This is a genomic window from Halobacillus litoralis (genome assembly GCF_020171725.1).
Taxonomy (GTDB): domain Bacteria; phylum Bacillota; class Bacilli; order Bacillales; family Halobacillaceae; genus Halobacillus; species Halobacillus litoralis_F.
Window position 1 is genome coordinate 1 of the sequence record NZ_JAIVAJ010000003.1, and the last position, 20,912, is coordinate 20,912.

19 protein-coding genes, 2 tRNA genes and 2 rRNA genes are annotated in these 20,912 nt (G+C 47.2%); 15 read left to right on the forward strand and 8 right to left on the reverse strand.

What is annotated here, in order from left to right; all coding sequences use genetic code 11:
* From LCM20_RS07440 to tsaD, 9 genes are all read left to right on the forward strand, one after another.
* Positions 1-109 (forward strand): 23S ribosomal RNA (locus LCM20_RS07440); the annotation flags it as partial.
* Positions 110-182: 73 nt separating this feature from the next.
* Positions 183-296: ribosomal RNA gene (gene rrf / locus LCM20_RS07445) — 5S ribosomal RNA — on the forward strand.
* 48 nt (positions 297-344) lie between these two features.
* Positions 345-421, forward strand: a tRNA-Met gene (locus tag LCM20_RS07450).
* 33 nt (positions 422-454) lie between these two features.
* Positions 455-531 (forward strand) — tRNA-Asp (locus LCM20_RS07455).
* A gap of 152 nt (positions 532-683) precedes the next feature.
* A complete protein-coding gene (gene thiL, locus LCM20_RS07460; RefSeq protein ID WP_225194815.1) occupies positions 684-1,661 on the forward strand; it encodes a thiamine-phosphate kinase in 978 nt (325 codons plus the stop codon).
* A 4-nt stretch (positions 1,662-1,665) separates the two neighbouring features.
* Positions 1,666-2,121: a tRNA (adenosine(37)-N6)-threonylcarbamoyltransferase complex ATPase subunit type 1 TsaE gene (gene tsaE / locus LCM20_RS07465; protein ID WP_225194816.1), complete on the forward strand. Its 456-nt coding sequence runs from the start codon at positions 1,666-1,668 to the stop codon at positions 2,119-2,121.
* The gene (gene tsaB, locus LCM20_RS07470) at positions 2,118-2,804 is read left to right on the forward strand and encodes a tRNA (adenosine(37)-N6)-threonylcarbamoyltransferase complex dimerization subunit type 1 TsaB (RefSeq protein ID WP_225194817.1); all 687 of its coding nucleotides are present in this window, start codon (positions 2,118-2,120) and stop codon (positions 2,802-2,804) included. Before tsaE ends, tsaB begins: the two co-directional genes overlap by 4 nt.
* 1 nt (position 2,805) lies before the next feature.
* A complete protein-coding gene (gene rimI, locus LCM20_RS07475; protein ID WP_225194818.1) occupies positions 2,806-3,249 on the forward strand; it encodes a ribosomal protein S18-alanine N-acetyltransferase in 444 nt (147 codons plus the stop codon).
* Positions 3,246-4,289, forward strand: coding sequence for a tRNA (adenosine(37)-N6)-threonylcarbamoyltransferase complex transferase subunit TsaD (gene tsaD / locus LCM20_RS07480; RefSeq protein WP_225194819.1), 1,044 nt, complete (start codon positions 3,246-3,248; stop codon positions 4,287-4,289). Before rimI ends, tsaD begins: the two co-directional genes overlap by 4 nt.
* Positions 4,290-4,944: 655 nt before the next feature.
* Here the strand turns inward: tsaD and LCM20_RS07485 are convergent.
* The gene (locus tag LCM20_RS07485) at positions 4,945-6,879 is read right to left on the reverse strand and encodes an ABC-F family ATP-binding cassette domain-containing protein (RefSeq protein WP_318247302.1); all 1,935 of its coding nucleotides are present in this window, start codon (positions 6,877-6,879) and stop codon (positions 4,945-4,947) included.
* 144 nt (positions 6,880-7,023) lie between these two features.
* On the opposite strand from LCM20_RS07485, the gene moaC reads away from it, so the two are divergent.
* Together moaC and LCM20_RS07495 are read left to right on the forward strand one after the other, a co-directional pair.
* On the forward strand, positions 7,024-7,500 hold the full coding sequence (gene moaC / locus LCM20_RS07490; RefSeq protein ID WP_225194820.1) for a cyclic pyranopterin monophosphate synthase MoaC: 477 nt from the start codon (positions 7,024-7,026) through the stop codon (positions 7,498-7,500).
* A gap of 14 nt (positions 7,501-7,514) precedes the next feature.
* The gene (locus tag LCM20_RS07495) at positions 7,515-8,168 is read left to right on the forward strand and encodes a redox-sensing transcriptional repressor Rex (RefSeq protein ID WP_225194821.1); all 654 of its coding nucleotides are present in this window, start codon (positions 7,515-7,517) and stop codon (positions 8,166-8,168) included.
* A gap of 435 nt (positions 8,169-8,603) precedes the next feature.
* Here the strand turns inward: LCM20_RS07495 and LCM20_RS07500 are convergent, their stop codons facing one another.
* On the reverse strand, positions 8,604-9,422 hold the full coding sequence (locus LCM20_RS07500; RefSeq protein ID WP_225194822.1) for an SDR family oxidoreductase: 819 nt from the start codon (positions 9,420-9,422) through the stop codon (positions 8,604-8,606).
* 193 nt (positions 9,423-9,615) lie between these two features.
* On the opposite strand from LCM20_RS07500, the gene LCM20_RS07505 reads away from it, so the two are divergent.
* Complete coding sequence (locus tag LCM20_RS07505) at positions 9,616-11,046, forward strand: MDR family MFS transporter (RefSeq protein ID WP_412097988.1); 1,431 nt, start codon at positions 9,616-9,618, stop codon at positions 11,044-11,046.
* 390 nt (positions 11,047-11,436) lie between these two features.
* Here LCM20_RS07505 and LCM20_RS07510 read toward each other — a convergent pair whose 3' ends face one another.
* On the reverse strand, positions 11,437-11,649 hold the full coding sequence (locus LCM20_RS07510; protein WP_225194823.1) for a YdiK family protein: 213 nt from the start codon (positions 11,647-11,649) through the stop codon (positions 11,437-11,439).
* A gap of 1 nt (position 11,650) precedes the next feature.
* Entirely contained in the window at positions 11,651-12,358 is a 708-nt protein-coding gene (locus LCM20_RS07515) for a CPBP family intramembrane glutamic endopeptidase (protein WP_225194824.1), read from the reverse strand.
* A 269-nt stretch (positions 12,359-12,627) separates the two neighbouring features.
* Here LCM20_RS07515 and groES point away from each other — a divergent pair, with 269 nt between their 5' ends.
* The 3 genes from groES (at position 12,628) to LCM20_RS07530 (ending at position 16,282) form a co-directional block, all read left to right on the forward strand.
* A complete protein-coding gene (gene groES, locus LCM20_RS07520) occupies positions 12,628-12,912 on the forward strand; it encodes a co-chaperone GroES (RefSeq protein WP_225194825.1) in 285 nt (94 codons plus the stop codon).
* Between the two features lie 51 nt (positions 12,913-12,963).
* Positions 12,964-14,598 (forward strand): chaperonin GroEL, encoded by a 1,635-nt coding sequence (gene groL / locus LCM20_RS07525; protein WP_225194826.1) that lies wholly within the window; start codon positions 12,964-12,966, stop codon positions 14,596-14,598.
* A 436-nt stretch (positions 14,599-15,034) separates the two neighbouring features.
* Complete coding sequence (locus LCM20_RS07530) at positions 15,035-16,282, forward strand: hypothetical protein (protein WP_225194827.1); 1,248 nt, start codon at positions 15,035-15,037, stop codon at positions 16,280-16,282.
* Positions 16,283-16,554: 272 nt separating this feature from the next.
* Here the strand turns inward: LCM20_RS07530 and LCM20_RS07535 are convergent, their stop codons facing one another.
* The 4 genes from LCM20_RS07535 to LCM20_RS07550 form a co-directional block, all read right to left on the reverse strand.
* Positions 16,555-16,764 carry a hypothetical protein gene (locus tag LCM20_RS07535; protein ID WP_225194828.1) on the reverse strand — a complete coding sequence of 70 codons (210 nt, stop codon included), beginning with the start codon at positions 16,762-16,764 and terminating at the stop codon, positions 16,555-16,557.
* A gap of 238 nt (positions 16,765-17,002) precedes the next feature.
* Positions 17,003-18,103: an ABC transporter permease gene (locus LCM20_RS07540; RefSeq protein ID WP_225194829.1), complete on the reverse strand. Its 1,101-nt coding sequence runs from the start codon at positions 18,101-18,103 to the stop codon at positions 17,003-17,005.
* Positions 18,100-19,020, reverse strand: a complete 921-nt coding sequence (locus tag LCM20_RS07545) for an ABC transporter ATP-binding protein (RefSeq protein ID WP_412097993.1) — start codon at positions 19,018-19,020, stop codon at positions 18,100-18,102. The genes LCM20_RS07540 and LCM20_RS07545 overlap by 4 nt, the downstream gene beginning before the upstream one ends.
* A gap of 164 nt (positions 19,021-19,184) precedes the next feature.
* Entirely contained in the window at positions 19,185-20,705 is a 1,521-nt protein-coding gene (locus LCM20_RS07550; protein WP_225195030.1) for a multicopper oxidase family protein, read from the reverse strand.
* Positions 20,706-20,912 lie beyond the last annotated feature (207 nt).

Genomic DNA, 20,912 nt, shown 5'->3' on the forward strand with positions numbered 1-20,912 from the left:
TACCCAGAGTAATTAAGATCCCTCAGAGATGATGAGGTTGATAGGTCTGAGGTGGAAGCGTGGTGACACGTGGAGCTGACAGATACTAATGGATCGATGACTTATCTATCTGAAAAGACATTTATTTCGGTTTGAACAACTCTTATCCAGTTTTGAAGGTTTACTTTTAAACCTTATAATGATATGGTGGTGAAGGCGAAGAGGTCACACCTGTTCCCATGCCGAACACAGCAGTTAAGCTCTTCAGCGCCGATGGTAGTCGGGTTTACCCCCGTGAGAGTAGGACGCCGCCATGTCATTACAAATTTTATAATGGGAACTAAAATGAAAAATTCCCACAACATCGCGGGGTAGAGCAGTCTGGTAGCTCGTCGGGCTCATAACCCGGAGGTCACAGGTTCAAATCCTGTCCCCGCAACCAAATTATTCTTGATAAAGATCCATACATAAGTTAGGTCCGGTAGTTCAGTTGGTTAGAATGCCTGCCTGTCACGCAGGAGGTCGCGGGTTCGAGTCCCGTCCGGACCGCCACTTCTAAATTTACATGTTCCAGCCTTAGGAAGTTTTCCTAAGGCTTTTGTTATGGATTTTTTTATAGAGTAGAAGCAAAGGAAGCTCCTTTTTGTTAACAACCAGGGAATCTTGGTATAATAGGCATATTGAAAAGAATGAGGAGCGTTCGTATGGATGAGTTTTCTTTTATTCGGTCAATCCGTCCGAATACGTATCGGCAGCCTACTTTAATTAAAGGTATAGATGACGATGCAGCAGTGTTCCGTCCTATGGGACAGGACGTCGTCACAGCAGTGGATACGATGGTGGAGGGTGTTCATTTCTCTAAAGAGACGATGGAGGCAGCAGATGTCGGGTATCGCGCGTTAGCAGCGAACTTGAGTGATTTAGCGGCGATGGGGAGCCGTCCCGCTTTCTATCTCGTGTCTCTCGTTGTGCCTGATGATTGGTCACAGGAGGAACTGGATCAATTATATAAAGGGATGGGCGAGCTTGCGGATTCGTATCATATGGACTTGATCGGCGGCGATACGGTAGGAGGACAGGAGCTATGCGTGTCTGTGACGGTTTTCGGTTATGTGACAAAGGATATGGCACGATATCGTTCGGCTGCTGTGCCGGGTGATGTTGTTTTTGTTACAGGGTCATTAGGTGATTCCCGTGCGGGGCTTGCGTGTCTATTCGATCAGAAAGAGGAAACAGAGGATTCGCTTTATTTGATTGGACGTCACCGGAGGCCTTCACCGAGAGTTGCTTTTGCCGACGCAATAGGTGCTTGTGAACGTGTAGCGTTGAACGATGTGAGTGATGGGATTGCGAATGAGGCGAATGAGATAGCGGAATCATCAGATGTGGATCTGGTGCTCGACGTGGACGCGCTCCCTTTTTCAAAAGCGATTCAAGCCTTATATCCTGAAAAGATGAAGGAATGGATGCTCTCTGGAGGAGAGGATTTCGAACTCATTGGTACAGTTTCTGAGAGTGAGTGGGCTGTCGTTCAGGAAGCAGCATCTCAGACAGGAGTGCCGATCACAAGAATCGGTAAGGTGACCGAAAAGAAGAAAAACCATCCATCCGTCTATATAGTAGAAGAGGGAGTGCAGAAACTCCTTGAGAAAACAGGTTATACACATATGAAGAGAGGGTGAGTCGATGGCGCAGTATGAGTGGACGAGCACATCCGCTGACGAAACGATGGAGTTTGCGGAGCGTTTAGGTGAACGGTTGGAAGAAGGGGACGTCTGCACGCTGGAGGGCGACCTCGGCGCTGGAAAGACGACCTTTACCAAAGGACTGGGCAAAGGGCTCGGGGTGAAGCGTACAATCAACAGCCCGACCTTTACGATTATTAAAGAATATCAAGGACGGATGCCTTTTTATCATATGGATGTGTACCGTCTTGAAGATAGTGATGAAGATCTAGGCTTTGACGAGTACTTTAATGGGGAGGGAGTATGTGTAGTCGAGTGGGCACACTTTATTGAAGAATTCCTCCCGGAGAAACGATTGGCGATTCAAATTGCCTACAAAGGGGATGATGAACGCGTCATTTCTCTTGATGCCCACTCGGATCACTTTGACCAGATTTGTAAGGAGTTAGCGCCATGAACATTTTAGCAATTGATACATCCAACTACGTCATGGGTGTCGCAATCGTGAAAGACGGGGTTGTAGCAGGGGAATACGTCACCCATTTGAAAAAGAACCACTCCATTCGCCTGATGCCTGCGGTGGACGCGTTAATGAAGGAAACCGGCGTTGCACCGGAGGAGTTAGACCGGATTGCCGTGGCTCATGGTCCCGGCTCTTATACAGGCGTGCGAATTGGCCTGACGACGGCAAAGACGATGGCATGGTCGCTTGATATTCCGGTTGTCGGAGTCTCCAGCTTAGAAGCCGTGGCAAGACAGGGTGCGTTCTTTGATGGATATGTTGCTCCTTTCTTTGATGCCCGGAGAGGACTTGTGTACACGGGTCTCTACGATGCAGATATGAACGTTGTGAAAGAGGAGAAGAACGTATTGATGGAAGACTGGCTGAAGGAGCTTTCAGAGCTCGATCAGAAGATTCTTTTTGTCAGCCAGGATTTGAGTGTGCATGAAGAGTTGATTCGGGAGATCCTGGGCAGCCGTGCGGTGCTCCCTTCCTATCCTTATCATTATTCGAGACCTTCCTTGATTGCCCTTTCCGGTGAGAAAAAAGAGCCGGGGACAGTTCACGAATTGGTGCCGAACTACTTAAGGATTCCGGAAGCCGAGCAGAAGTGGCTCGACCAGCAGAAGGAGAAGTAGCATGGTAACCGTTCGGCGAATGCAGAAAGAGGATATTCCGGATGTGATGGATGTGGAGCGTGCGTCGTTTCCAGTCCCTTGGGATTCAGGGACGTTTGAGAAAGAAGTCGACGGCAATCCGTATGCGCACTATTTTGTAATTGAGAAGGATGAGCATGTCTTTGGATACTGTGGCTTATGGGTGATCATTGATGAAGCCCATGTCACGAACATCGCCATTCACCCTGATTCCAGGGGGCAGCAGTACGGAGAAAAGCTGTTCCGCCATGCTTGTCAGGAAGCGATTGAACACGGAGCGATTCAGCTATCGTTAGAAGTCAGAGTTTCAAATACCGCGGCTCAGCACATGTACCGAAAGTTCGGCCTTGTGCCAGGCGGCATCCGTAAACGCTACTACAGCGATAACGGTGAAGATGCATTAGTCATGTGGGTGGGATTAAAATGAGTAAAAATCAATATCTATTAGCGATTGAAACGAGCTGTGACGAAACAGCCGTAGCCATTGTGAAAAATGAACGGGAGCTTGTCACGAACATTGTGGCTTCTCAGATTGAGAGCCATAAGCGTTTTGGCGGTGTTGTACCGGAAATCGCTTCGCGTCACCATATTGAACAGATGACGGTTACCTTGCAGGAAGCGCTGGATGACTCAGGACTCAGTCTTGATGATATGGATGCGATTGCTGTGACAGAAGGTCCAGGCCTAGTGGGGGCACTGCTTGTCGGTGTGAACGCCGCCAAGTCCATTGCCTTTGCGAAGCAGAAGCCTCTTGTCGGTGTCCATCATATCGCCGGGCACATTTACGCCAATCGTCTGGATAAAGAATTCGAGTTCCCGCTGCTCGCACTTGTTGTATCAGGGGGTCATACTGAGCTTGTCTTGATGCGGGAGCATGGAAAGTTCGAGATTATCGGAGAGACCCGGGATGATGCAGCAGGAGAAGCGTATGATAAGGTGGCTCGTACGCTCAAGCTTCCTTATCCAGGAGGCCCACATATCGACAGGCTGGCGAAGGAAGGAGAAGAGGTGATCGATTTCCCTCGTTCCTGGTTGGAGGATGGTTCGTATGACTTCAGCTTCAGCGGTTTGAAGTCTTCAGTTATCAACACCCTCCACAACGCCAAGCAAAAAGGGATCGAATACAGACCTGAAGATGTGGCCGCAAGCTTCCAGGCTAGTGTTGTGGACGTGTTATCCACAAAAGCATTGCGTGCAGCCGAGGAGTACGGTGTGAAACAAATGATCGTAGCAGGTGGAGTAGCAGCAAATCGCGGATTGCGAGCTGCCTTACAGGAGAAATTCGAAGCTGTGGATACAGAATTGCTGATTCCACCTATCCACTTGTGTACAGATAATGCAGCAATGATTGCCGCAGCAGGTGCTGTAGCCTACAACCAAGGTCACCGTGCACAGTGGGACTTGAACGCAAACCCAGGCCTCGACCTTGAGCTTTACGGAAATCGTGGAAAGTTATCAACAGAATAAGTGGATGATACAAGCTCAGAGTCTGAAAACTCTGAGCTTTTCTACTTTTTAGGTGAAGGCTGAACCCTATGAGGACAGGGGGTATAGCGTTTATCGGAATTCATTTCTTTTCCAGTAAACTTATCCACAATGTATGAATATGCAGTGGATAATCTGTGTAAAGGTCGTGTAAATGCGTTAAGAAATCGTTAACAAAAATGTGGATAAGTCTGTACATAAATGTGGATAATGTGAATAAACCTGTTGAAAACCGTAAAATTAGTGTTTCTGATGTGGAAAACCATGTGGGTAATGAATCATGGTTCATATCCTCTATACAGCATTCATGCATAACGTATTTTGTCGATTCTTAGGTTGAAAAGGTTCTGTACCATATGGTGTGGACAGTGGAGTGGAAAATAACTCGCTTTCCGCGGCGGACGGTGAGCTTCCTCTTTCGCTTCGCTCACTGCGGGATCATCAGGTAGGAGTCTCCCCGTTTCCCCATCACCTTTACGTAAGATAGTCTGAACCTGAATGTTCTGCAGCAATACAGGGGGAGTGTCTGCCGTAATGAGAGATTTCAAAACCGTATCTGCAAGACAAAATCCGTACGACATCCATTCATAGGTGTCGTACGGATTTAATGGAGGCTTGGCCACTTATACACACCCTCTTATTCGTGGAGGGTTTCCCATTCTTCCATGAGTGATTCGAGTTCTTTGTTCAGTTGTTCATTGCTTTCTGTCAGTTCGAGTGAACGTTCGTGGTCCTGGTAGATGTCAGGGTCACAGAGTAGTTCGTCGTTCTCTTCGAGCTGGGCTTCGAGTTCTTCGATGCGTGCTTCGATTTCTGAGATGCGGCGGTTCCGTTTGCGCTCTTCGCGTTTTGCTTCTTTGTCTTGTTGGAAGCTGTTTTTCGTTTGATTCTCGGTGGAAGCGGGTTCGTTTGCGGCGCGTTCCGCTTCTTCGATTTGCTGGAGCTCGTATTCTTCCTGCTTTTTGTTTGCATAATAATCGTAGTCTCCGAGGAACTTCCGTGTTTCGCCGGGCAGCATTTCCACGACTTGGGTTGCGATTTTGTTGATAAAGTAACGGTCGTGTGAAACGAAAAGCAGGGTGCCTGGATAATCGATGAGTGCGGCTTCCAACACTTCCTTACTATCAAGGTCGAGGTGGTTGGTCGGCTCATCGAGAATGAGGAAATTGGCTTTCTGCATCATCAGCTTAGCAAGGGACAATCGTGCCTTCTCGCCACCGCTGAGGGCAGAAACCGGCTTCAATACATCCTCGCCGGAGAACAGGAAGTTCCCGAGCACGGTGCGGATGTCTTTTTCATTCTTCATCGGGTAGTCATCCCAAAGCTCGTTCAGCACGGTTTTCTTCGAATTCAGTTTCGTCTGTTCCTGATCGTAGTACGCGATTTGAACGTTCGTTCCGATCATCTTTTCCCCTTTAGAGGCTTCTAAATCGTCGATGATCGTCTTCAGCAACGTCGTTTTCCCGACTCCGTTCGGTCCGACGAGGGCAACTGAATCGCCACGGTTCAAGTCGAGGCGCAGGTTGTCGAACAGGTAGTGGGATGCGTTCGGGTACCGGAATGCGTAGTCCTGCAGGCGCAGCACGTCATTTCCGCTCTTTTTGTCAATTTGGAACTGGAAGCTTGCCGATTTATCATCGTCTTTCGGTTTCTCGAGCCGTTCCATTTTCTCAAGCTGTTTGCGTCTGCTTTGTGCTCGTTTACTCGTTGTGGCACGGACGATGTTCTTCGCGATGAAGTCTTCCATCTTCTCGATTTCCTTCTGCTGCTTCTCGAAGTGCTTCATCTCGATTTCATAGTCGGCTTCCTTGCGCTTCAGGTAATCGGTATAGTTACCTGTGTAGCGCTTCGATGATTGGAAGGCGATCTCGTATACGGTATCGACGATCTTATCGAGGAAGTAACGGTCGTGTGAGACGATGACGACGGCTCCGTCATAGCCGGACAGGTAGCTCTCAAGCCACGACAGGGTATCGATATCCAAGTGGTTGGTCGGCTCGTCCAGTATGAGGACGTCAGGCTTCGATAAAAGCAGCTTCCCTAAAGCGAGACGGGTTTTCTGTCCGCCACTGAGTGAGTCGATGGAGGTGCTCCAGTCGAAGTCATGGAAGTTCAATCCGTTCAGGACCGCTTTAATATCGGCTTCGTATTGGTAGCCGCCGGCGGTCTTGAAGGCTTCCTGCTTCCGGTCATACTCGTTCAACAACTGCTGGTAGCGCGTCTCATCTGCGATCAAGTCCGGGTCGGCCATCTTCGCTTCCATCGATCTCAGTTCTTTTTCCCAGTCCTTCAGATGGGCGAAGACGGTCTCCATCTCATTCCAGATCGATTCATTCGACTGCAGGCCGGTATTCTGGGCAAGGTAGCCGACGGTCGTGTCTTTCGGCTTGAAAATCTCTCCTCCATCATAGCTCATTTCGCCAGCCATGATTTTCAGGAGGGTCGACTTCCCGGCACCGTTCCGCCCGACAATCGCGATGCGGTCATTTGTTTGTACTTCTAACTTAATATTCGATAAAATTAACTCAGCTCCGAATCGTTTTTCGAGCTGATTCAATTGCATGAGAATCATGTCGTTTCACCTCAATGAGACAAGTGTATCTTATATTTGAATGAGCAGGCAAGACTATGGGCTTACTATGTGAAACATTTAACGACTTCTCCCTATTTTTTTGATAGAATAGGGGTAATGTTCCAATTGAAAGGAGTCGTGGGCATGTCAGATTTGACTCATATCAATGAGCAAGGTCGGGCGCGGATGGTCGACATTTCCGAGAAGAAAGAAACCGTACGCACCGCGATTGCCAAATCCAGTGTTGAAGTGAACGAAGAGATTTATCATAAAGTGACGCATCAGGAAATGGCGAAGGGGGACGTCCTGTCTGTTGCACAGGTAGCGGGCATCATGGCCGCAAAGAAGACCTCGGATTGGATTCCAATGTGTCACCCGTTATCACTATCAGGCGTCGACATTTCCTTCGAATGGGAAGTCGAGGAAGCCTATATTCTTCATATCGAAGTGTTCGTCAAAACGAAGGGAAGCACAGGTGTAGAAATGGAAGCGCTAACGGCAGCCTCTGCGACGGCGCTTACCGTATATGACATGTGCAAGGCCATCGATAAAGGAATGGTCATTGGACCAACTCACCTCATCGAGAAGACAGGTGGGAAAAGCGGAGATTACCGCAGATAAAGGAGGGAAATGGCATGGATACAGAACCAACGAAAATACCGCAGGCAACAGCTAAACGACTGCCACTCTATTACCGGTTTATCAACAATCTCCACAGCCAGGGTAAATTACGTGTATCGTCGAAAGAACTGAGCGAAGCAGTCAAAGTCGACTCGGCGACGATCCGACGAGACTTTTCCTATTTCGGAGCGCTCGGGAAAAAAGGATACGGCTACAACGTCGAATACCTGCTTTCCTTTTTCCGAAAGACACTCGACCAGGATGAGACGACAGAAGTCGCCTTGATCGGAGTCGGAAACCTCGGAACAGCGTTCTTGAACTATAATTTTACAAAGAACAACAACACCCGCATCCAGGTCGCCTTCGATGCGGACAAGCGGCGCGTCGGCACAGAGGTCGGCGGAGTGAAGGTCGAACACATCGATGACTTCGAAAACAAAATCGAAAACATCAAAGTCGCCATCCTCACCGTCCCGTCCAACGCAGCCCAAGGCATGGCCGAACGCCTCATCGAAGCGGGCGTCACCGCGATCCTGAACTTCACACCAGCCAGGATCACCGTTCCGCCTCATGTACGTGTCCACCATATCGACCTTGCCGTAGAGCTGCAGGCTCTCGTCTATTTCTTGAAGCACTATCCGCTGGAGGATGGAGAAGAAGAGGAATGATTTTGAAGCCAGCATACCACAATGCGTATGCTGGCTTTTTTTAATGGGCGTTTATGGGACAGGCGGGGTGTTGGTTGGGGGAGCGGCTGTCCTGATAAAAGGTTAATGGGACAGTGAGCATTGAGGTCGAGGTGATGGTAGTCCGAATAAAAGATTAATGGGACAGTGAGCATTGCAGTCGAGGTGATGGTAGTCCGAATAAAAGATTAATGGGACAGTGAGCGTTCGAGTCGAGGTAATGGTAGTCCCAATAAGAGATAAATAGGACAGCGAGCAGCCAGGTAGAGGTCCAGCTAGTCCCAATAAAAATTTAAAAGGACAAGGTCCAAGCCAAAGAGAGCCAGTGAGTCCCAATAGTAGTTTAAGAGCTTTTCTCAAACCCCAACCATACAAAAAAAGCCAGCACACTCAAACCGAGCATGCTGCCCCCCCCCCTTACTTAATATTCTCTTTCCAACTCTTATCGATCAACATCTTGCCCGGCCACGTGTAAGCTTGCAAACCACCGTCTGCTAAGATGTTCTCGCCCGTTACAAACGAACTTTCATCAGAGGCAAGGAAAAGGGCGACGCTTGCCATTTCTTCCGGTGCTCCTAATCGACCGAGTGGTGTAACCCACTTCTGGGCGTCGCGGAACTCTTGGCCTTCGTCTTCTTCTTCAGAGCCTGCCAGCTTATCGATCAGCGGTGTCTCAATCGTTCCAGGCGCAATCGAGTTCGCACGGATGCCATAGCGCCCGTAGTCGATGGCGAGGGCCTTCGTGAAGTTGATGACGCCTCCTTTTGCCGCGTTGTAGCCGGAACGGTCCAAGTCTGCCGCGCGTCCGGACATGGACGTCGTATTAATAATCGATCCGCCACGGTCCATCATTAATGGAAGGAGAAATTTGCTTACCAGAAACGTCCCTCTGAGGTCGACGGCCAAGATCCGGTCGAACAGTTCGATCGGATACTCATGGACTTTTCCGCCTTCCTGATCGACACCTGCATTGTTGAACAGCACGTCAACGGTTTCGTATTCTTCCTTTAAGTATTGGGCAAACGACTCCACTTGATCAGCATCCGACACGTCGAGCTCCCGTGCTTCCGCCTGACCGCCTGCCTCCTTGATTTCATTTACGGTTTTCTGCACATCCTCCACATTCACATCCGCACAGACGACCTTCGCCCCTTCCTTCGCGAACAAATAAGCCGTCGCTGCTCCGATTCCAGTCGCAGACCCTGTAATCACAGCCGTTTTATTTTTCAATCTCATCTTACATCTCCTCCTTATGGGACGCCTTTACCCACGAACGAACAAGTTGTAAACCTATGGAAGAAAGGGGGAGCGTTTACATCAGGAAGGCGTAAACGTTACCATCCCCGCACTGTCCACAACCCTTGAAAAAATCGACGAAATCGGCTTCCGTAAGGTTAATGAAACCTCTCAGTGGTATATAGAAAAGGTAGTGAAAAATGGAGAGGAGGCGCCCGAATTGCTGCATAAAATCCAAAAAAAGTGGCTCGTCGTCGTATCGGTTCTATTCGGTACGTTCACAGTCATTCTGAATAACAGTATGTTGAACCCGATTCTTCCGCGCTTCATCCAAATCTTCGATGCCAACGCCGTAGCTGTCGGCTGGATCATCACCATTTTCATGGTCGCCATGGGGATGACGATGCCGCTCACCGGCTACTTCGGAGACCGCTTCGGCAAGAAGAAAGTCTACATCACCGGACTCAGCCTGTTCATCGTCGGTTCGATATGTGGCTTCTTTTCGCAAAATTTGTCGATGGTCATCATGTCCCGTGCGATTCAAGGGATTGCAGGCGGCCTCATGCTTCCAATCGCCATGGCACTCATCTTCAATGCCTTTCCCCGTCATGAACGAGGACTCGCAACAGGCGTCTACGGCATCGCCGCCATGGTCGCCCCAGCCATCGGCCCGACTGTCGGAGGCGTGCTCATCCAATACGTCGACTGGCCATGGCTCTTCGCCCTGAACATCCCGTTCGGCGTCACAGGATTGATCTTATCCAGTAAATTCTTAGATAAAACAGAGACGAACCCGGACAAGAAATTCGACTATGGCGGCTTCGTCATCGTCACGCTCGGAATCGGTGCGGTCTTATACGCCCTCGGCCGAGGACGAACACCAGAGAAGCTGTTCGACACGTTGAACATCACACTGGTACTAGCCGGTCTCATCGCGCTGGTCATCTTCGTCCTCTATGAAAACCGACAGAAAGACCCGCTTCTGAACCTGACCGTCTTCAAAGTACCGACCTATGCCGTCTCGATCGTCTGTACATCCGCAGCCTCGATCGGCCTGTTCTCCGGTATCTTCTTGCTTCCGCTGTTGATTCAGGAAGTGTACGGCATGAACGAAGTATTGACCGGACTGCTCTTCCTGCCCGCAGCGGCAGCAAGCGGCATCTTCATGTCGATTGGCGGGAACATCTTGGACAAGAAAGGACCCAAATACGTCGTGCCGCCCGGTCTATTGATCATGGCATCCTCAACGATCGGACTCGGCTTCATCAAGCTGTCCACACCGTACTGGCTGATTCTACTATTGAATACTGTCCGTGGAATGGGCATGGGCATGAGCAACATTCCGGCCACGACATCCGGCATGAATGCCATCGACGACAAGCTCGTCGCCCAAGGATCTGCGATGAACAACATCATCCGCCAAATCTCATCTTCACTCGGAATCGTCTTTTTCTCCATCTACTATGAAACAAGACGTGCCCAGCTCGAGATGGGAGGAGGACTTGCAACGGAAGCGGCCAAGCTCCAGACCATCAACGAAGCCTTCCTCGTCTCAGCCGTCGTCCTGTTAATCGCCTTCCCGATATCTTTCATTTTGAAAGGCGTACAGGATGATAAGAAATAGAGAAGTTGATGGTTATTATCTACTTTTTGACATCATGAGTGAGGTGAAACGTCGATAATTTTCATATAATCGACGTTTTGCAGCAGTGGGAGAGATGAAAGGTAGATAAAACAGATATAATCGACGTTTCGTAGTGGTGAGAAGGATGAAAGGTAGATAAAACGAATATAAACGACGTTTCGTAGTGGTGGGAAAGATGAAAGGTAGATAAAACGAATATAAACGACGTTTCAAAGCGCCGAGAGAGAAGAAACGTCGATAATCCAAATATAATCTTCCCTTCCAAACGGTGAGGACAAACAAACGTCGTTAAAACCCTTCTTATTACATTTTCGCAAGCGAATACGAAAGAACAATGAAAAAAGCACGGAGGCATCCACCTCCGTGCTTTTACTTCTTCTTGTTGTTATTATCCTTTTGACTGATCTTCAAATGAAGATTGAACAAGCGGATCGCTACCGCAATGTTGAACGTCGCCACGATGGCGAGCAGCAGCGTCGTTGCATTCCATACCGTCTCTCCTGCGGCCTGGGCTGCGATGTACGTGAACGCAACCCCCATGCCGAAGTAAAGGAACGCCATGAACAATGGTGAAGTTCTCATATTATAAAAGGCCTCCAATAAAGATGGTCTCCAATTGTTCCCGCATTCTTTCGATCTGCTCTTCGTCCAGGAAGTACTGGGTGATGACGACGAACGAGTTCATGGCCATGTGAGCCACGATTGGTGTAATAATCGAACGAGTTTTGACGTACAGGAAGGCGAATACTACGCCCATGGAGAAGTAGACTAGCATATGGGTGAAATCAAAGTGGAACGCACCGAATACAAGTGCGGATACGATGACAGCTACCCAGAAGTTCGTGCGCTTATAAATACTGCCGAAGATGATCTTACGGAAAATGATCTCCTCCGTGATCGGCGCGAATAGGACAGGCACGATAATGAAGAACGGTGATTCACGCGCAATCTCCATCAGCCCCATCGTATTCTCAGAGCCTGGCTGAATGCCGAGGAACGTCGTTTCGATATAAGCGGCGATGCCTTGAGCGAACAGGGCAAGAAACACACCTGCAATCGACCAGAGGACAATCGCGCCAGGCGTCGAGTTCTCCTCTCTGAATTCAGCCTGCTTCATATCCTTCCTGAGGAGATAGATCATCAGAGCCGTCGCAATGGAGAAGCTGATGAGGGACATCGTGGTCACCGCATCGTTCCGACTCATTCCCCCGAGCATGAAAAGAGGAAAGAGACTGATCGAAAGCTGAGCCGCAATGTACGTGATGATAATGTACCAATAACGTTTAGGCATGCTGCATAACTCCTTTTATGTTGAAGAACAAAGGACGTTCTCATCCATGTTTTTTACATACTTCCTGTATTTTATCACAGTTTACGAACCGTCATCACGGAATAGGACTGCGGCGTGAAAATGTCGAAAAAAATTGTGAAAAATAATGGGGTTATGACTTGAAAATGAAGCAGGAATTCATTATGATAAGAATTGTGTTAGCACTCTCCATTGACGAGTGCTAATAAACGACAAAATTTGAATAAACCTTTTCAAGGAGGGTGCTCGAATTGTTAAAGCCACTTGGTGATCGTATTGTAATTGAATTGATTGAGGAAGAGCAGACAACTGCAAGCGGAATCGTACTTCCGGACTCTGCGAAAGAAAAGCCGCAAGAAGGTAAAGTCGTAGCAGTCGGTACAGGCCGCATTACAGATAACGGTGAAAAAGTTGCGCTTGAAGTCGCAGAAGGCGATCGCGTAATTTACTCTAAATTCGCAGGTACAGAAGTGAAGTATGAAGGAAACGAATACTTGATTATCCGCGAAAATGACGTTCTAGCCGTTGTCCAGTAAGTTTGGACAACCTTTACTTAGAGATACGATTTAATGAGGAGGGCATTTTAAATGGCTAAAGAAATTAAATTTAGTGAAGACGCACGCCGCTCTATGCTGCGTGGTGTAGATACATTAGCTGATGCTGTAAAAGTAACATTGGGACCAAAAGGACGTAACGTCGTTCTTGATAAGAAATTCGGTTCTCCACTGATTACAAACGACGGTGTCACAATCGCAAAAGAAATCGAACTTCAGGACCACTTCGAGAACATGGGTGCACAGCTTGTATCCGAAGTTGCTTCTAAGACGAACGATGTTGCCGGTGACGGTACAACAACAGCGACGGTTCTAGCGCAGGCGATGATCCGCGAAGGTCTTAAGAACGTAACATCCGGTGCAAATCCTGTCGGCATCCGTCGTGGTATTGAAAAAGCGACAGCCGTTGCTACAGAAGAACTTAAGAAAATCTCCAAGCCGATCGAAGGACGCGAATCCATCGCACAAGTTGCAAGCATCTCGGCTGCTGACAACGAAGTCGGCCAGCTGATCGCAGAAGCTATGGAGCGCGTTGGAAACGACGGCGTGATCACAATCGAAGAATCTAAAGGATTCAACACAGAACTAGAAGTGGTTGAAGGTATGCAGTTCGACCGCGGCTATGCTTCTCCATACATGGTCACTGACCAAGACAAGATGGAAGCGGTTCTTGAGGATCCGTACATCTTGATCACAGACAAGAAGATCAACAACATCCAGGAAGTTCTTCCTGTCCTTGAGCAAGTCGTACAACAATCCAAGCCACTTCTATTGATTTCTGAAGACGTAGAAGGCGAAGCACTTGCGACTATCGTCGTAAACAAACTACGCGGTACATTCAACGCTGTATCCGTTAAAGCACCAGGCTTCGGTGACCGTCGTAAAGCAATGCTTGAAGACATCGCTACCCTTACAGGTGGTACTGTGATCACAGAAGACCTAGGTCTTGATCTGAAGAATACAACAATCGACCAGCTTGGACGCGCGTCTAAAGCAGTCATTACAAAAGACAATACAACCATCGTCGAAGGAAACGGAAACCCAGAGCAAATCGCATCCCGCGTCGCTCAAATCCGTGCCCAAGCAGAAGAGTCCACTTCTGAATTCGACAAAGAGAAACTACAAGAGCGCCTTGCAAAACTTTCCGGCGGCGTAGCTGTCATCAAAGTCGGCGCAGCAACAGAAACAGAACTGAAAGAGCGTAAACTTCGCATCGAAGACGCCCTGAACTCTACTAGAGCAGCAGTAGAAGAAGGAATCGTAGCCGGTGGTGGTACAGCGCTTGTTAACATCATCACGTCCGTTGAAGGTCTTGACCTTTCAGACGACGAAGCAACTGGTGCCGCAATCGTGCTCCGCGCACTAGAAGAACCAGTTCGCCAAATCGTCCACAACGCAGGCCTTGAAGGATCCATCATCGTCGAGCGCCTTAAAGGCGAAGAAGTCGGCGTCGGATTCAACGCCGCAACAGGCGAATGGGTCAACATGGTTGAACAAGGTATCGTAGATCCAACCAAAGTAACACGTTCCGCATTACAAAACGCAGCATCTGTAGCCGCTATGTTCTTGACTACAGAAGCGGTAGTAGCCGATCACCCAGAAGAAGATAATTCTGGCGGCGGTATGCCAGATATGGGTGGCATGGGCGGAATGGGCGGCATGATGTGATGACCGCTCAAACCCTTGATAGATAAGGGTTTTGAATGATTTCGATAACCAAATGCTAACATTTCGATATGAATAGAGGCTTCTCATGAGTTAAATAAACTTTTGAGGAGCCTCTTTTTTGTATTATTAACTTGATCATTCTCTAGCTGCAAAACGCTTGAGTACGGGCAATTCCATCATATTGTTACGAACGGTGTTTCTATTGTAAATTGTAGCGCTAGAACCGTCCCCACGCTTCCTTCGTGATGCTTATGGTATGGTTTATTAAATCTACATCCTTCCATTTTAAGCCGACCAGATTCGGTATTATTTACGGTTGAATATTAATTAACTAATAACATAATTTTTAGGAATATCTATTATCCGCTTTCTAAATGACCTAATATTGGTATTTTGTTATAATTTAAGTAATTAGAAATAGGGAGGACCAACTAGTATGGAGAACTACATAAATAGAATCGAAGAGCTTAATATAACCTCCAATATAGCTCGAAATAGGGAGATGATATCCCTTATTGAAGAGGAAAAAGAACTTGAAGGTCAAGAGCAAGTGTTACAACGATTAGAACGAATTAAATTAGTTTTAGACGCTCTAGAAAGCAGAATCAATTCTGCTAATTTCATCCTCACCCCTTACGATTCTGTGAAAACTATTAATGACAATCTAAACAATATGTATAATCAAATAAATGGCTATAAAGGTAATAATCAAATTGCAAATCTAACTAACGCAAATGCAAATTGCGATACTATTATAAAGCTTATACAACACTTCTCAATCCCTCATACTATAGATGATCTTGAGCAATTTAGAGAACATATACACACTGTAAAACGTTCAATTAGTCAACACCGTGCAAATGTAACAGAGGACGGTGAAAAGGTAGCTGGATTGAAAACTACATTAGAAAGTGAAATTACTGATTTAACACAAAAGCTGACAAGCTATGAAGAAGAAATTAGAACTTTAAAAGAAAACCTACCCAAGCAAATCGAAGAACTATTAACCACACAAAAAGATGTTTTCATTACAGAAAAAGATAAAGTCTTAGAAGAAGAAAGAGAATCATATATAGAGCAACTTGGAGAACTAGTCGAAAAAGTTGATGAACAAGCAGGACAAACAAATAAAAGCTTAAGGGAAAAAGAAAGCGAACTTAATGAATTGTTTGAATTTGTGACAGATAAAACAATAAGTGGAGAGTTTAATAAAGCAGCTAAAGATGAAGACAATGCAAGGAAAATGTGGACTAAAATAACTATAGGAGGGTTCGGTGCGTTAATTTTGTATTCTGTTTGGGTATTTTTTGCTTCAGAATTTTTTGTTGAAACTTCTACGTCATTTACAATGGTGGAAATAACCAAGAAACTTTCAATAACATTGGGTATTGGTGCTCTAATAACATATTCAGCCAAACAAGCTGGGGACCATAAAAGAGAAGCCCGATACAATAGAAATGTACAAATGAAAATCCAATCAATCAATCCATACTTACAAAATTACCAAGATGAATCACCTCAAGAAGTTAAGGATATGAAGCTTAAATTAGCTGATCATTTGTTTACCAAAGAGACAGCAGCTGCAACTGATAATGAAAGCACCCATCAAAATAACGCTGACAATACCCAGGTGCCATTACAAACTATACTAGAGATAATAAAACAATCTAATAATCCCAAATAATGTTTTGAGAAGACATTTATAATAAAGCGCAAAAACCATATGGAAGGGATAGACCTCATTGTGGATGGTGCTAAAGAGGGTTCCTTACCCCCACTGCGCTAAAGTAGTAGGGGTAAGGAATTTTTAGTTTGAGTGCGGGCAATTCCATCATACGAAGTGGTGTTTCTATTGTAATTAGGAACCGTCCCCGCGCTTCTATGATGGATTACTTCTATGAATTAAAAAAGAGACAACTTCTATTCAAAAGAAATTGGCTCTTCGTATAAACTCTCTTAACGTGACGCTTTGGGTGGTTGGCATACATCACATTTACGTTGATTGTTATTTTTAAATTTTTTAAACGTTTTTTCAAACTCATTGCCACATGAACACTTAAAAAGTAACTTTTGAGAGAAACCGTTGAATTCTGTCGATAATAAAGTACTATCAGAATTCTTTTCAACAAATCCATTAATTTTATCGATTGACCATCGTTTATTCATACTCTTACACCTCCCGATTTCATCTCTAGGCGCAGGCTTTTCTAGGCATCGTTTCTATAGAGAGAAAAATTGTATTTATCCTAAGTTTGTTAGTATAACATGATATAGGGTATAAAAGGAATTTCAGATTATTTGCCATTAAACATTTCATAATTATCCGGGTGCAAGACCCCCGCTACGTTCAAGTAGTGGGGGTCTTGCACCTTTTTAATGCTGTTGACGCTAGAGATTCTTTACATCATTCCCATTTAAACGTTCGACTCGCGATGAAGAAGGCCACAACCAACCAGGCGGCTAACGTAAGCCAGTGCTGCCAAAGGTCGAAGAAAGGCAATCCTACATTCATCGTTTCCCGAAGAGCTGTACTCAAATGGGAAATCGGTAGAATATGGACGATAGGCTGGAGGTATTCCGGCATGTTGTTGATTGGGAAAAAGACGCCGCCTAAGAATAGCATCGGGAAGGATGCGAAGCCGGCAATCGGGCCTGCGCTTTCCGGGTTTTTCGCGAGACCGGCGATGATGAAGCCGATGGCCATGAAGGCGAGTGTTCCGAGTACGACGAACGTGAGCAGGGCGAGCCATGAGCCATTTACCTGGACATTGAACAGTAGACTGGCGACAATCAGCACAAGTAATGCTTGTAAGGCGTTTAAGATGACCCTGGCTGTGATTTGTCCTGCTATAAATGTCGAGGCTTTGAGACGGGTTCCTTGCATGCGGCGGAGGATTCCGCGCTCTCGCCAGGCGGAAATTTGTCCGGCGACTCCGTTCATATTGTTGTTCATGATCATCATGGCGACGATCCCGGGCACTAGGAAATCGATGTAGCCTAGATCCAAGGCACGCACGCCTTCAGCCTGGACGGCTACGGCCGGGGAGTAGTCTTCTATATTTTTACTGACTTGATCGATGGCTGCATTGACGACGGTCAACCCGAGCTGAGAAGCCGTGGCATCCGTTTCGTTGTAATAAACGGGAAGCTCGAAGGCTTGGCTTTCATCCGTATGGGATTGCAATTGTTCGCCGTAACCTTCGGGGATTTCCATGACGACTTGATAGTCACTTTCTTTCAGTTCATTTAATGCTTCTTCTACATCCGTGTGTTGATCAAGTTGAATGGATTCATTGTTATCAAAAGTGGAGAGGAGCTGTTCGGATTCAGGTGATCCGTCATGGTTCACGACGGCCATCGTAATACTCGTTCCTCCGCTGTTTCCAAGAAACGAACCTAGTGTAAGCATAAGGATAATGGGAAAGAGCAGTGTGAAGAACAGCACCTGGCGATTGCGTGCGAAGATTCTTAACTGCGCTAGGGTTAATTGCCAATAAGCTTTCATTCTCGTAAACTCCTTCCGGTCATATGTATAAAGACATCCTCGAGTGTAGCGGTTCTCGTCTGTAAGTCTTGTAGAATCAGGTCATTTTCCTTGGAGTGTTGAATCAAATCAATCAATGTCAGTTGGAGGTCGTCGGTGTAAATGACATAGGCTTCGTCTCTGTTCGTAACTTGAGTCACTCGTTGTAAGCGACGAAGAAAAGTATCGTCTTCCCCGATCGGGAGCGTGAATTCAATGGCGCTGTCGGAATGTAGTTCTTTTACTAATCTGGACGGGGTATCTAAGGCAATCAATTCCCCTTTGTCCATAATCCCGATGCGGTCACACAATACGTGCGCTTCATCCATGTAATGGGTGGAGAGAACGATGGTTTTCCCCTTGGATTTCAATGTTTCGATGATATCCCAGAGCGTTCTTCTCGCTTGAGGATCGAGTCCAGTCGTCGGTTCATCCAGAAAGATGATGTCAGGGTCATGGATAATCGCTAAGGCAATGGCAAGGCGTTGCTTCTGGCCACCCGACAATCCTTTGATGCGATCCTTTTTCTTTTCTGTTAAAAGCATGTCATCAATCAGTTGTGGAATTGAGAAATGGCTTGGATAGAAGCTTGCGTACATCTGCATGATCTCTTGAACGGTCAGCAATTCAAACAGCGAAGTGGACTGCAGTTGAATGCCTATGACCTCTTTCACTTGATCGATTTGTCTGCGGATGTCGTAGCCTGATAGAGTAGCTGTTCCGCTATCCGGCTTGCGGAGCCCGACAAGCATTTCGATCGTCGTGGTCTTTCCAGCCCCGTTCGGTCCTAGAAGACCGAATACTTCGCCAGCCTTCACATCGAATTCAACGCCGTTGACAGCCGTCATATTCCCGTATTTCTTCACTAATCCTTCTACATGGATCATTGTATTTGTCATCATTTCAACTCCATTCATATCCAATATACCATGGATGGATGAGGGGACTGCTCCTTCTTGTGAAAAAATACTGCTCTCTGTCTTTCTGCGCTGCCATTAAAGGGGGTGTACCTATGTATAGATACCTGCCGCACTGAGTAGAAGGCGACAGGTACTTACTCTACTTATCGAATCACCACATAAGGCCTCATCATCTCATAATCCTCATGCTCCAATATATGACAATGCCATACATACAACCCAGGATAAGGACCGAACGGCATAATAATCCGCGTCACCTCACCAGCCCTGGCACGAACGGTATCTTTCCATCCTCTCTCATTTAACTCCGGTAGAACACGAGGTCCAGCGGCAACAATCTCTCCATGATCTTCAAACCGCTTCCGGTCGAACGGCTGACGGTCGAGGATTTGGAAACGGACGAGGTGTAGGTGAATCGGGTGTGTGGCTTCTGTGACGTTGACCAAGTTCCATATTTCCGTCTGACCGAGCTTCGGAGTTTCGGTGACGGGGTCTGACCACAGCCGGTCATCCAACAGGTGGATATCACGGCCGTAGGAATCTTTTCGCATGTTGAGTTTCAGCGTACGGGTTCGTTGGTAATGTGTCAGCTTGGGTACAGAAGACAGGTGAGCAGGTATGGAGCTTGTGTCCGGGCAGGTGAGCGGCTTGGAGACGCGGAATTGCATGACGCTCCCTGTTGTTTCAGGGTCTGGCTTTTCTCCCTGTGTGATGAACGCATTTCGCATCACAATCGATTGACCCTCACAGTTGGAAAAATCGACAATGACGTCCGCTCGTTCTGCAGGTGCAAGCACTAGAGACGGAACGCGGATCGGCGTTTCCAGCAACCCTTGGTCTGTGCCGATTTGAATGAAGGGGGTTCCGTTGGAAAGGGAAAGTTGATAAAAGCGTGTGTTGGACCCGTTCAGTATGCGGAAGCGGTACCGTCTCGGTTCTACATTGAAATAGGGCCACACTTTTCCATTGACGAGAATCGTGTCTCCGAAGAATTCTGGTACGACAGGTGGGTGTGGAACGGTTACGGGTTGATCTGGTTCACTTGGGTAGAACAAGCTTCCATCTTCGTGAAAGGAACGGTCCTGAATGATCAATGGAATGTCGTATGGCTCACTTGGGAGGTTCAAGCGGGCTTCTTCATGATCATGGACAACGTACATCCCGGCAAGCCCGGCGTATATGTTGAGGCGGGTGATGCCCATCGCATGGTCGTGGTACCACAAGTTCGTCGCAGGCTGGTGATTGGGATAGGTGTACATTTTATTTGTGAAGTAGGGACCTGCTTTTTCAAAATCACGCGTGAACCATGCTTCTGGATAGCCGTCACTCGTATCCGGCGTAACCCCTCCGTGAAGGTGCACGACGGTCCGCACTTCCGGATTGCTTTTCTCAGCGCCGTGGACGGTCGTATCAATCGGCAGGAAATGATGCCTGGGGAGTTCATTTTTCCACAATACGTGCACGGGCTGATGTCGTTGTACGTGAAACGTCGGTCCAGGATACTGTCCGTTATAGCCCCAGACCTTCGTCGGCGGGAGGTCTCGATGCAGCTTCTGAAAGGTTTCCTGCATCGTCACTTCATAGTACGGCTTATGCTGCATCAGGCATGTCGGGTGGATGGTCTCCATGATGGAAAGGGGGTCCACGAACTTCTTCAGCATGATGATCGCTCCTCTTGGTTGTTGGTCTTAGTTAAGCTTATTTTGAAAATTAGGGGTTTACGCATAAAAAAAGCCGTTGCTCGTCACGCCCTGTTCCATTAGAGTGTGGTGAGCGTAATTCCATTGTTATCGATATTGATAATAAGTGATCGCTCCTATATTCTTAAATAGACATAAGTTGCTACTAAAAGTAACGGAGGGGAAGGTGAC